This window comes from Rhodococcus sp. 06-221-2 (assembly GCF_002258365.1).
GTDB lineage: Bacteria > Actinomycetota > Actinomycetes > Mycobacteriales > Mycobacteriaceae > Rhodococcoides > Rhodococcoides fascians.
This window is the reverse complement of the sequence record NZ_NOYJ01000033.1, coordinates 17,288-29,555: the sequence shown is the minus strand read 5'-3', so window position 1 is coordinate 29,555 and position 12,268 is coordinate 17,288. Positions and strand designations below refer to the sequence as shown.

The 12,268-nt window shown below is 65.9% G+C and carries 10 protein-coding genes; 6 read left to right on the top strand and 4 right to left on the bottom strand.

The window, feature by feature from the left end; translation table 11 throughout:
• The 3 genes from dapF (at nucleotide 1) to CH281_RS19565 (ending at nucleotide 3,576) form a co-directional block, all read left to right on the top strand.
• Complete coding sequence (dapF, locus tag CH281_RS19575; RefSeq protein ID WP_032372566.1) at nucleotides 1–870, top strand: diaminopimelate epimerase; 870 nt, start codon at nucleotides 1–3, stop codon at nucleotides 868–870.
• Between the two features lie 184 nt (nucleotides 871–1,054).
• On the top strand, nucleotides 1,055–2,476 hold the full coding sequence (gene hflX, locus CH281_RS19570) for a GTPase HflX (protein ID WP_051365137.1): 1,422 nt from the start codon (nucleotides 1,055–1,057) through the stop codon (nucleotides 2,474–2,476).
• Between the two features lie 5 nt (nucleotides 2,477–2,481).
• Nucleotides 2,482–3,576 (top strand): hypothetical protein, encoded by a 1,095-nt coding sequence (locus CH281_RS19565; RefSeq protein ID WP_032407087.1) that lies wholly within the window; start codon nucleotides 2,482–2,484, stop codon nucleotides 3,574–3,576.
• Here CH281_RS19565 and CH281_RS19560 read toward each other — a convergent pair.
• The 4 genes from CH281_RS19560 to CH281_RS19545 are packed head-to-tail and all read right to left on the bottom strand — an operon-like array spanning nucleotide 3,573 to nucleotide 7,711.
• Complete coding sequence (locus CH281_RS19560; protein ID WP_027496848.1) at nucleotides 3,573–3,830, bottom strand: HPr family phosphocarrier protein; 258 nt, start codon at nucleotides 3,828–3,830, stop codon at nucleotides 3,573–3,575. The two genes, CH281_RS19565 and CH281_RS19560, sit on opposite strands and share 4 nt — an antisense overlap.
• Before the next feature lie 43 nt (nucleotides 3,831–3,873).
• Nucleotides 3,874–5,928, bottom strand: a complete 2,055-nt coding sequence (locus CH281_RS19555) for a PTS fructose transporter subunit IIABC (protein ID WP_032366477.1) — start codon at nucleotides 5,926–5,928, stop codon at nucleotides 3,874–3,876.
• Nucleotides 5,929–5,936: 8 nt separating this feature from the next.
• Nucleotides 5,937–6,947 carry a 1-phosphofructokinase family hexose kinase gene (locus tag CH281_RS19550; protein ID WP_032370129.1) on the bottom strand — a complete coding sequence of 337 codons (1,011 nt, stop codon included), beginning with the start codon at nucleotides 6,945–6,947 and terminating at the stop codon, nucleotides 5,937–5,939.
• The gene (locus CH281_RS19545) at nucleotides 6,944–7,711 is read right to left on the bottom strand and encodes a DeoR/GlpR family DNA-binding transcription regulator (protein ID WP_027496851.1); all 768 of its coding nucleotides are present in this window, start codon (nucleotides 7,709–7,711) and stop codon (nucleotides 6,944–6,946) included. The genes CH281_RS19550 and CH281_RS19545 overlap by 4 nt, the downstream gene beginning before the upstream one ends.
• A gap of 242 nt (nucleotides 7,712–7,953) precedes the next feature.
• Between CH281_RS19545 and ptsP the strand changes: the two genes are divergently transcribed.
• The 3 genes from ptsP to CH281_RS19530 all read left to right on the top strand — a co-directional run bounded on the left by ptsP (nucleotide 7,954) and on the right by CH281_RS19530 (nucleotide 12,209).
• Nucleotides 7,954–9,621, top strand: a complete 1,668-nt coding sequence (gene ptsP, locus CH281_RS19540; RefSeq protein WP_032407126.1) for a phosphoenolpyruvate--protein phosphotransferase — start codon at nucleotides 7,954–7,956, stop codon at nucleotides 9,619–9,621.
• 20 nt (nucleotides 9,622–9,641) lie between these two features.
• Complete coding sequence (locus CH281_RS19535) at nucleotides 9,642–10,913, top strand: uracil-xanthine permease family protein (RefSeq protein WP_032400221.1); 1,272 nt, start codon at nucleotides 9,642–9,644, stop codon at nucleotides 10,911–10,913.
• A 153-nt stretch (nucleotides 10,914–11,066) separates the two neighbouring features.
• Nucleotides 11,067–12,209, top strand: coding sequence for an acyl-CoA dehydrogenase family protein (locus tag CH281_RS19530; protein ID WP_027496854.1), 1,143 nt, complete (start codon nucleotides 11,067–11,069; stop codon nucleotides 12,207–12,209).
• Nucleotides 12,210–12,268 lie beyond the last annotated feature (59 nt).

Here is a 12,268-nt window from a genome sequence, read left to right as displayed (position 1 = left end):
ATGGAATTCGCCAAGGGCCACGGAACGCAGAACGATTTCGTCGTGCTGCCGGATCCCGGTGCCGAGCTCCAACTCACCAGGTCGGCGGTCACGGTGCTGTGTGATCGACGGCAGGGGATCGGCGCCGACGGGGTACTGCGTGTCGCGCGCGCCGGGGTGCTGCGGGACGCGGGTGTACTCGATCGAATCCCGGCCGGTGTCGAGGCCGACGACTGGTTCATGGACTACCGCAACGGTGACGGCACCATCGCCGAGATGTGCGGAAACGGGGTCCGAGTCTTCGCGCACTACCTGCGAGTCCACGATCTCGAGCAGCGCGATCAATTCGTGGTCGGCTCTCGCGCAGGCGCACGTGCGGTGACGGTGCACTCGTACGACGAGACCGATGCCGACGTGACCGTGGCCATGGGCGACGTCACCCTGCTGGGTTCGAGCGCGACGACCCTGGCCGGTGCAGCGTACGAGGGGATCGGCGTCGATGTCGGCAACCCGCATCTGGCCTGCGTCGATCCCACGCTGAACCGCACCGCGTTGCGGGCGCTGGACTTCACCGCTCCGCCGACTCTCGATTCCGAGTTCTTTCCCCACGGTGCGAACGTCGAGATTCTGACCCGGCTCGACGACGGTGCAGTCGAGATGCGCGTCTTCGAACGCGGCGTCGGAGAGACACGCTCGTGTGGCACCGGAACCGTCGCTGCCGCCGCTGCCGCGCTCAGTTACGAGGGGCTCGAGACCGGAGACGTGAGTGTCGGTGTGCTCGGCGGTCGGGTCCGAGTGGCCATCGACCACGTCGGTGCAACCCTGCGCGGACCGTCGGTACTGCTCGCCCGGGGAGAGGTCGACGACCGTTGGTTCGCCGGTCAGTCCTGACCGTCGCGCCGGCTCCGAGCGAAACCCGCGTGCACACGCTGGGCTTTTCGTGGATCATGGGAGTTGTATGACGAACTCACATGAAACATCACCTGCGGGCGAACCGGTCGACCATGATGCCGACGGTTCACCCGATACCGCATCTGCATGGACCCGCGAGGAGTCCGACGCATGGTCGAGGCGGATGGCGCGCTCACCCCTCGACGATGACTCCCCGTCCTCGGGCGATATGCAACTCGAGGAGCGGACTGCGCTGCGACGAGTCGCCGGACTGTCGACCGAGCTCGCCGACGTCACCGAGGTCGAGTACCGGCAGTTGCGCCTCGAACGCGTCGTACTGGTCGGAGTATGGACCACCGGTACTGCGGCACAGGCCGAATCCAGCATGACCGAACTGGCCGCGCTCGCCGAGACTGCAGGCTCCGAAGTACTCGAGGCGCTGATGCAGCGCCGGGACAAACCCGACGCTGCAACCTACATCGGCTCGGGTAAAGCCAAGGAACTGCGCGACATCGTGCTCGCGACCGGGGCCGATACCGTGATCTGCGACGGCGAACTGACGCCCGCCCAGCTCAATGCGCTGGAAAAGGTCGTCAAGGTCAAGGTCATCGATCGAACCGCACTGATCCTCGACATCTTCGCGCAGCACGCGACGTCACGAGAAGGCAAGGCACAGGTCGCCTTCGCCCAGATGGAATACATGTTGCCCAGGCTCCGCGGCTGGGGTGAATCCATGTCGCGTCAGGCGGGTGGACGCGCCGGTAGCAACGGCGGCGTGGGTCTTCGTGGACCGGGTGAGACGAAGATCGAGACCGATCGCCGACGCATCCGTGAGCGCATGGCCAAGCTCCGCCGTGAGATCAAAGGCATGAAGCAGGCTCGCGACACCAAACGCGAGCAGCGGCTCAGTGGCACGGTGCCGTCGATCGCGATCGTCGGATACACCAATGCGGGCAAGTCGAGTCTGTTGAACGCGCTGACCGGTTCCGGTGTGCTGGTTCAGAATGCGCTGTTCGCAACCCTCGATCCGACGACCCGGAAGTCGACGCTCGAAGACGGCCGCGCCATCGTGCTGACCGATACCGTCGGATTCGTCCGGCACTTGCCGACCCAGCTGGTCGAGGCCTTCCGCTCCACGCTGGAGGAAGTGACCGACGCCGACCTGTTGCTGCACGTGGTCGACGGTTCCGATCCGCTACCGATCGATCAAATCAAAGCAGTACGCGAAGTGATCACCGAGGTGGTCCGCGAGCAGGACGCGAAGATGCCACCGGAGTTGTTGGTGGTCAACAAGATCGACGCCGCAGATCCGGTCCAGCTGACGCAGTTGCGTGGCCTGCTCGACGGCGCACGATTCGTCTCGGCCAAGACCGGTGAAGGCATCGATGCACTGCGGGATCACCTCGGCGACATTCTGTCCGAGCCCGATGTGTTGGTCGACGTCCTCGTCCCGTACACCCGCGGCGACCTGGTCGCCCGGATCCACACCGACGGCCGAATAGTGCAATCGACGCACGAGGCGGACGGCACGCGCGTCGAAGCTCGTGTGCCGCAATCACTTGCGGCCGCCCTCGTCGAGTTCACCGCGACCGTACCCAGCGCCTGAGTTCGGTGAATCCGCGCGCAGTGGTGCGTGGTGGTGCCGCGGCCGTGGTCGGCACGGCGATCGTGCTGACCTGTGCATCGACCGCCCTGGCCGCGCCGGTCGACGTTGCAACCTACTGTCTACCAACCGATCCCGGACTCGACGAGCTGTCCGGTGCGACGGTGCTCGACGGCACCGTGTACGGGATCGGCGACAGCGGTGCCGATGATCGGGTGGCGGTGCTCGACGCGAATTGTGCGGTGCAGCGCTGGATCGACGTTCCCGTCGACCCGTACGACGTGGAGGACATGGCGTCGTACGACGGCTCACTGTGGTTGGCCGACATCGGCGACAATCAGTTGCGCCGCGACACTGTGGCACTGACGCGAATGGACCCGGAAACAGGCGCGGGCGAGCTGTATCGACTGGCCTACCCCGACGGCGCACACGACGCCGAGACACTGCTCATCGAACCCGGCGGTCGGCCGGTGATCGTCACCAAGGAACTCTCGGGTGTCAGCGGGGTATACGTACCGACCGGAGACGAATCCGTCACCGATCTGAGCAGTCCGGGCCCGACGCCGCTGCGCAAGGTCGGTGAGATGGCTTTCACGGCCACCGGTACGGCCGGTGGGCCGCCGTTCGTGGTCGGCTCGATCCTGGCTACCGGGGGAGCGGTGAGTGCAAACGGATCGACCGCCGTGGTGCGCACGTACACCGATGCGTATGTGTTCCGTCCGCCCGACGGGGACGTCGCGTCGGCGCTGGTCGACCCCACCTCACCCCGAGCCGTTTTCGCGCTACCGGCTCAGCCACAGGGCGAGGCGGCGACGTTCCTGGACGACGGTTCCCTTCTGCTCGCGTCGGAAGCCGGGTTCGCACCGACCGACGGAACGCTGCCGCCCATTTTGAAGATTCCGAACCTGACGTCGGTGGAGCTGTCGACACCTTCGGCTACGCCGGCGTCGCCGACCCGCGATCCTGCTGCTCCTGCGGCACCCGCACAGACGACGACAGCGACGGACTCGGAATGGCAATTCCGAGCTGCCGTCGCTGCCGGGGTGGTGCTGATCGCCGGAGCGGTGGGATTCACCGTCCGGCGATCGATGCGCTCTGGTTAGGCGTCCAGGTCTGCTTCGACGAGTGCTGCAACCTTGTCGAGTGCTGCTTGGTCGTCGCTGGTGACGGTGACTTCGGTGCCCTTGGTGGCGCCGAGCGTCATGATCATCAGGGCCGAACCGGCGTCCACCGGCTCGGAGTCCGCTGTTGCCAGCGTGACGTCGACTCCGGCTTCGGCTACGGCATCGGCGATCAGTGCTGCGGGGCGGGCGTGCAGGCCGATCGAGGATCCGACTGCGACTGTGGTGCTGGGCATGTGCTGCTCCTTGCGTAGTGGGTTCGTTGGATCGTATCGAGCGTCAGACGGTGGCGAGTGCCGGGTCGAGTTCGGCGTCGGTCGGTGCGTTCTTGCCCTTGATGAACTGCTTGGCGGAGACCACCAGGAATGCGGAGACGATGGTGCCCACGGCCAGCGAGACGATGAACCACAGGATGTTTCCGATGGCGAAGAACACGAAGATCCCGCCGTGGGGCGCGCTGAGGGTGACGTTGAAGGCCATGATCATGGCACCGGTGACTGCGCCGCCGGCCATCATCGAGGGGATGACGCGGAACGGATCGGCCGCGGCGAACGGGATGGCGCCCTCGGAGATGAATGCTGCTCCGAGGAACCATGCAGCCTTACCGTTCTCGCGCTCGGCCTCGGTGAACAGACGCGAACGAACGGTCGAGGCCAGTGCCATGGCCAGGGGCGGCACCATTCCGGCCGCCATGACCGCTGCCATGATGCGCAGTGAGGCGGTGTCGGTGACCGACAGGCCTGCAGTGGCGAAGGCGTAGGCCGCCTTGTTGACCGGTCCGCCGAGGTCGAAGCACATCATCAGGCCGAGAATGATGCCGAGGATGATCACCGAGGAACCGCTGAGTCCGTTGAGCCAGTCGGTCAGTCCACTGGTGATCGCGGCGAGCGGCTTGCCGAGCAGCAGGAACATGATCGCGCCGACGATGAGGGTGGCGAACAGCGGGATGATGACAACCGGCATAAGGCCACGCAGAACCGCGGGGATCTTCCACTTGCTGATCCACAGTGCGACGAAGCCGGCGATCAGGCCACCGACGAGACCGCCGATGAAGCCTGCGCCCACCAACACGGCCACTGCGCCGGCGGTGAAACCTGGTGCCAGACCTGGTCTGTCGGCTATGGCATAGGAAATGTAACCGGCCAGCGCGGGCACCAGGAAGCTGAAGGACAGCGCGCCGATCTGGAACAGCACGGCACCGAGGTAGGCGGCGATTCCGCCGTCGGGCAGCGAAGTGATGGAGTTGTTGACGACGATGTCCTCGGCGACATCCTTGATTTCGTACCCACCGAGCAGGAATCCGAGGGCGATCAGGAGTCCACCGGCGGCGACGAACGGAATCATGTAGCTGACACCGGTCAGCAGGATCTGACGCAGGCGGGTGCCCCATCCGAGCTCACCGGCAGAGTCGGTGGAGCCGGCCGCGACAGCGGTGCCGCCGACGCGAGCAGCATCCGGATTGAGAGCTGCGCGGAGCGCTTCGGTGACCATGACGTCGGGCTCGTTGATGGCGCGCTTGACGCCGGAAGAGATGACGGGCTTACCGGCGAATCGCTCACGGCCCTTGACGCCCACGTCGGTGGCGAAGATGACGGCCTCGGCACCGGCGATGAGTGCGGGGTCGAGGGGCGTGCTGCCGCTCGAGCCCTGAGTCTCCACGTGCACCGTGACACCCGCGCGCTCGCCTGCGGCGACGAGTGAATCGGCAGCCATGTAGGTGTGCGCAATTCCGGTGGGGCAGGCGGTGATTGCCACGATGTGCTTGGGCGAGGCGGATGTTGCCGTCTCGGGGGTGGCTGCAGGCGCACTGTGCTTCGCGGTGTCGACCGGCGCAGCTGCAGCGGTTGCGGCAACCGGCTTGGCGGCCGGGTTGATGACTCCGTCGACCAGCGAGACGATCTCGGCGGGCGAGGACGCGTTGCGCAGTGAGGTGACGAATTCGGGCTTGACCAGTGCCCGAGCCAGGCTGGAGAGCAGCTTCATGTGCGCCGAACCGGCTCCGGCCGGTGCAGCGATGAGGAAGACGAGGTCGGCGGGGCCGTCGGGGGCGCCGAAGTCGACCTTGGGGTTCAGGCGGGCGAAGCCGAGCGAGGCGCTCGTGACCGCCTCGGAACGGCAGTGCGGAATTGCGATGCCGCCGGGCAGGCCGGTGGCCGACTGGGCTTCGCGCGCAAGGGCTGCGTCGCGCAGGGCGTCGGTGTCGGTTGCGCGACCCGCGTGGGCCAGCACGCCTGCGAGGCGTTCGATGACGGCAGCTTTGGATTCGCCCAGATCGGCGTCGAGGAGGATCAGATCCTCGGCGATGATCGGCTGATCTTCGGTGGGGGTGGACATGGGGACTCCTAGAGACGGTTCGAAGAAGGGGAGAGCGTGGACGGGGTGACGGACGTGGAGATGTCGAGCGCGCGAACCGTCACCGAAGTCGGATGGGTCTGCTCGGGCAGGGGAAGCGTGGTGCCTGGAAGTGCGGTGGCTGCCGTTCCGTAGGCGACGGCGCGGCGAAGTTTGTCTGCGTCGGAACAGTTCTCGACGTCGGCCAGAATGTAGCCGGCCAGCGAGGAGTCTCCTGCGCCGACGGTGCTGACGGCCGTGATCGGAGGTGGGCTGGCGTACCAGGCACCGCCCTGGGTGACCAGGACTGCTCCGGCGCTGCCGAGCGTCGCCAGTACGGCACCTACTCCTCGGCCGAGAAGGATCGTCGCGGCGGAAACAGCGGCCGACGGATCACCCTGTGCCGCAGCGCTTTCCAACTCCTCGGAATCGTACCCGGTGAGCTGGGCGAGTTCCTCCGAATTGGGCTTGATCAGGTCGGGTGCCGATTCCGGAAACCGATCCGCGAGAGCGAGCAGCGGCTCGTCGGAGGTGTCCACCGCAACTTTGGCCGTGGTAGCGCGAAGGGCGACAACCAGTTCCGCGTACCACTCGACGGGCAGGCCGGGAGGAAGCGAACCCGACAGCACCACCCACTCGGCATCGACAGCGAGCGTGAGAATCCGGTCTCGCAGCTCGGCGCGTGTCTGCTCCGACACCGTTGCACCCGGCTCGTTGATCTTGGTGGTCGTGCCACCGATTTCGCTGACGGTGATGTTGGTGCGCGCCGGTCCGGACGTCGGAACTGCCGAGTATCGAACGCCTTTGGCGGACATCGCGTCGAGTAATGGATCGCCGACGTTGGCCGGCAGGACGGCCAGCGCCTCTACTCCCGATCCGCCGATGACGCGAGCGACGTTGACGCCCTTGCCACCCGGGTCGACGGCCGAGGACGACGCCCGGTGCACTCCGCCGCGGGTCAGTGGCGTCTCGAGCGTGACCGTGCGGTCCATGCTCGGATTGGCCGTGAGCGTGACCATCATGCGATCACCACCTCGATTCCTTTGTTGCTGAGTTGTTTACGGTCTTCGTTCGAGATGTCGCTGTCGGTGACGATGACGTCGATGGTGTCTACTCGGGCGAAACTCACCAGGTGCTCGCGGCCGATCTTCGACGAATCTGCCAGCACGACAACATGGTTCGCGGCGTCGACCATGGCGCGCTTGACCGCGGCTTCGTCGCTGTCGGGGGTGGACAGTCCGTGTCCGACGCTGATGGCGTTGGTTCCGATGAACGCAACGTCCACCCGTAGCCATTCGAGGGCGCGCAGTGCCTCGTCGCCCACAGCGGCCTGTGTCGTTCCTCGAACACGCCCGCCGAGCAATCGAAGACTGATGCTCGGCATGGTTGCGGCCCGGGCTGCGATCGGTACGGAATTGGTGACCATGGTGAGTTCGCGATCGTGCGGTAGCAGTCCCGCCAGGCGGCCGGTGGTGGTGCCCGCATCGAAGACCGCACTGCCGCCGACGGGTGGGAGGAACGACAACGCAGCCGCTGCGATCGCGTCCTTCTGGTCCGCGCGGGTGAACTCTCGTTCCGAGACGCCCGGCTCGAGTGTGGTCAACGCCGAGGCGGGTACCGCTCCACCGTGAACGCGGCGTACCACTCCCAGTCGATCGAGGGTGGCCAGATCGCGTCGCACGGTCTCGGTGGTGACGCCGTAGTTGGCGGCCAGGTCGTTGACGGAGACGCGTCCTTGCGTGCTGATCAGCTCAGCGATGGCGTGCTGTCTTTCTTCTGCGTACACCTGCGTCTCCTTCCCGGTTGATGTTGCTTTATGTTGTTTTACGCCCGTGTGTGTTGACATGTCAAGGGTTTGGAGTAATCTCGGTCACAACATCATCGGGAAGCCAGGTGCGGCACACTCATCTGACATCCGGGACGACAGACGTACACGCAGGATCCGAGGAGGACCACATGACGGGATCGGTCAGCACCGCATCGACCGGACACACCGATGCAGCACCTGCTGCAGATGGGACGTCGTCGATCGGAGCGGAGTCCACGACACTGCGCGGCACACCCGTCGTGCCCGGAGTCGGCTACGGACCCGTCATCCGTCCCGGGGCACGTCCGGCCATCCCGGCCGACACCGGTGAGGTGGCCGAAGCCGATCGGGAGTCCGAGAAGGCGGTGTTCGATGCAGCGGCGAACGCCGTCGCCACTCGATTGCGCGGACGCGCGGAGCTGGCGACGGGAGCCGCTTCGGAGGTGCTGTCGGCCAACGCCGCGATGGCAACCGACCGCGGATGGCTCGGTGCCGCTCGCGCCTCGATCGCCAAGGGCAGCACCGCCGTCACCGCCACTGCTGCCGCGACCGAGAAGTTCGCCGCCATGTTCACCCAGCTCGGCGGATTGATGGCCGAACGAGTGACCGATCTGCGCGACATTCGCGATCGCGTCATCGCCGAAATTCTCGGTGTGCCCGAGCCGGGTGTTCCCGTGCCGGCCGAACCGTCGGTACTGTTCGCCGACGACCTGGCACCCGCCGACACCGCGGGCCTCGACCCCACCCTCATCGTCGGCCTCGCCACCTCACTGGGCGGCCCGACCAGTCACACCGCGATCATCGCGCGGCAGCTGGGGATTCCCTGCATCGTGGCCGTCGCAGGCCTCGACGACATCGCCGCCGGCACGCATGCATCCGTGGACGGAACCAGCGGACGCATCGAACTGGAACCGGATGCCGACACCGCCCGCGCAGCAGTCGTCTCGGCCAGGGACGAATTGGACCGAGTGTCTCGGTGGACCGGGCCGGGCGCGACCTCCGACGGACATTCCGTCGATATCCTCGCCAACGTCCAGGACGGAGCCGGTGCCCGCGCAGCGCGCTCCAGCGCAGCCGACGGGGTGGGATTGTTCCGCACCGAACTGTGCTTCCTGGACCGCGATTCCGAACCGACCGTCGACGAGCAAGCCGAGATCTACGGCCAGGTCCTCGACGCGTTCGCAGGTAAGAAGGTCGTCGTCCGCACCCTCGACGCCGGCTCGGACAAACCACTTCGATTCGCCAACCACCCCGACGAGGCCAATCCGGCGCTCGGCATCCGCGGTATCCGTATCGCCGAAGCCGACCGCGGCATCCTGTACCGCCAGCTCGACGGCATCGCCGCGGCAGCCAAGGCGACCGAGTCCTCGCCGTGGGTGATGGCACCGATGATCGCCACCGCGCAGGAAGCACAGGACTTCGCCGCGGATGTGCGCGAACGCGGACTGACCCCGGGCGTCATGATCGAGATTCCCGCTGCCGCTCTGCTCGCCGAGCACATCCTCGAGCACGTGGACTTTCTGTCCATCGGTACCAACGACCTGGCTCAGTACACGATGGCCGCCGACAGGATGTCGGCGCAGCTGGCCGGTCTGACCGATCCGTGGCAACCGGCCGTGCTCGCACTGGTGGCGCACACGGCCGCGGCCGGCGCGAAGGTGGGCAAGCCCGTCGGTGTCTGCGGCGAGGCTGCCGCCGACCCCCTGCTGGCCTGTGTGCTGGTAGGAATGGGCATCACGTCGTTGTCCGCGGCCTCCGCCGCCGTCGCCCACGTCGGGTCCAAGTTGGCGACCGTGACCCTCGATCAGTGCAAGGCCGCCGCTGCCGCTGCACTGAAGACCGACAGCACCGCCGCAGCCCGTGAGGCAGTGAGCGCGATCCTCGGGTGACGCAATAGTCTCTTCCCATCATGAGAACTATGGGTTGGACGCTGCACGGAAACGGACGAACCGTCGACGCTGGGGCGGTGGTCGCGCCGGACGAACGGTTGTCGTGGCCACGCACTGTCGGCATCGGGATGCAGCACGTCGTCGCGATGTTCGGGGCGACACTGTTGGTTCCGACCATCACCGGGTTCCCGGTCTCGACGACGCTGCTGTTCTCGGGCATCGGTACCGCGCTGTTCCTGATCATCACGCGCGGGCGGGTACCGAGCTACCTCGGGTCGTCGTTCGCCTTCCTGGCTCCACTCGGTGCGACCGCAGCCGATGGTCCGGCTGCGCAACTCGGTGCCGTTCTCTGTGTCGGCGTCGTGCTGGCTGCGATCGGCTTCGTCGTGAAGTTCGCCGGAGCGCGGGTACTCGACGCAGCGATGCCGCCCGTCGTCACCGGTGCGGTGGTCGTATTGATCGGGCTCAATCTGGCCCCTGCCGCGACGACTTCGTTCGAGGCGCAACCGCTCGTCGCGGCCGTCACCCTGGTGGCGATTCTCCTCGCGACGGCCGTCGGTCCCGGTCTGGTGGGTCGGCTCGGAATCCTGCTCGGCGTCGTCGTGGGCTGGGTATTCGCTGCCGTCACCGGCGGTATCGCGCAACCACGACTCGATGCTCTGAGCGCCGCGAGCTGGATCGGGTTACCCGAGTTCCGTGGCCCGTCCTTCCAGCTGTCGGTGATTCTGGTGGCGCTGCCGGTGGTGATCGTCCTCGTCGCCGAGAACGTCGGACACGTCAAAGCCGTCGCGGCGATGACCGGAAAGAACCTCGACGACGTTGCCGGTGACGCTCTGATCGCCGATGGGTTGGCGACCACCCTCGCCGGGGCCGCCGGTGGATCGGGAACCACCACGTACGCGGAGAACATCGGCGTCATGGCCGCTACCCGCGTGTACTCGACCGCCGCGTACTGGGTTGCCGCGATCACCGCGATCGTGTTGGCGTTCTCGCCCAAGTTCGGTGCGCTGATCTTCACCGTCCCGGACGGTGTCATCGGTGGAGCGACACTCGTGCTCTACGGACTCATCGGACTGCTCGGCGTTCGAATCTGGACCGACGCCAAGGTGGATTTCACCGATCCCGTGAACCTCACCGTCGTCGCCGCCGCACTCGTCGCCGGAATCGGCGACCTGACGCTCTCCGTCGGATCGGTCGAACTCGGTGGTATCGCGTGGGGATCGCTGGGCATCCTCGTGGGATACCCGATCGTCTCGGCGTTGGCCCGAGGGAGAACGACTCGACGACGCTAGCAGGGGCGGTCACGGATCGCGCACGTTTTGGTCATCGACCCTCGGTGCACCGCGAACGTACTGTTGAACCGTGACGTCAGTCGCACCGACGACCGCGCTGTGACACCCCTTTCTCGCGGTCGACGACGGTGCGCACCGAACAAGGAGACCCGCGTGGAACGCACACTTTTCGAGCCCGAGCACGAGCTGTTCCGGGAGTCGTACCGGAAGTTTCTCGAACAGCACGTAGCCCCCAATCACGCGAAGTGGGAAGAGCAGAACATCGTCGACCGCGGCGTCTGGGTAGAGGCCGGCAAGCAGGGCTTCCTCGGGACTGCCGCACCGGAGGAGTTCGGCGGCGGCGGCGTCAAGGACTTCCGCTACAACGCCATCGTCACCGAGGAAACCACCCGCGGCGGCTACAGCGGCATCGGCTTCACCCTGCACAACGACGTCGTCGCGCCGTACTTCATCGAGTTGGCCAACGACGAGCAGAAGCAGCGGTGGCTGCCCGGATTCTGCTCCGGTGAGCTGATCACCGCGATCGCCATGACCGAGCCGGGTACCGGTAGCGACCTGCAGGGCATCAAGACCAAGGCCGTTCGGGACGGCGACGACTGGGTACTGAACGGCTCGAAGACGTTCATCACCAACGGCATCAATGCCGATCTGATCATCGTCGTAGCGTGCACCGACCCCGAGAAAGGTGCCCAGGGCTTCAGCCTGTTGGTCGTAGAGCGCGACATGCCCGGATTCGAGCGTGGTCGCAACCTCGACAAGATCGGCATGAAGGCCCAGGACACCGCGGAACTCAGCTTCACCGACGTTCGGGTTCCTGCCGCCAACCTGCTCGGCGAAGAAGGCATGGGCTTCATCTACCTGATGCAGAACTTGCCTCAGGAGCGGCTCTCGATTGCCGTCGTCGCCGCTGCGGCCATGGAATCGGCACTGGAGATGACCATTCAGTACTGCCGTGACCGCAAGGCATTCGGTAAATCGATCGGAAAGTTCCAGAACACGCGATTCGTGTTGGCGGAACTCGCTACCGAAACCACCGCCACCCGCATCATGGTCGACAAATTCATCGAACTGCTCAACGACGGCAAGTTGACCGTGCAGGAAGCTGCCATGGCCAAGTGGTGGACCACCGAGAACCAGGTCAAGCTCATCGACCGGTGCCTTCAGCTGCACGGTGGGTACGGCTACATGAAGGAGTACCCGATTGCCAAGGCGTACATGGATTCTCGGGTACAGACCATCTACGGCGGCACCACGGAAATCATGAAGGAGATCATCGGTCGCGGACTGAATCTCTGATTCTTTCCATCGTTCAGGACCGACGAGAAGGGCCGCAGCATCTGTGCTGCGGCCCTTCT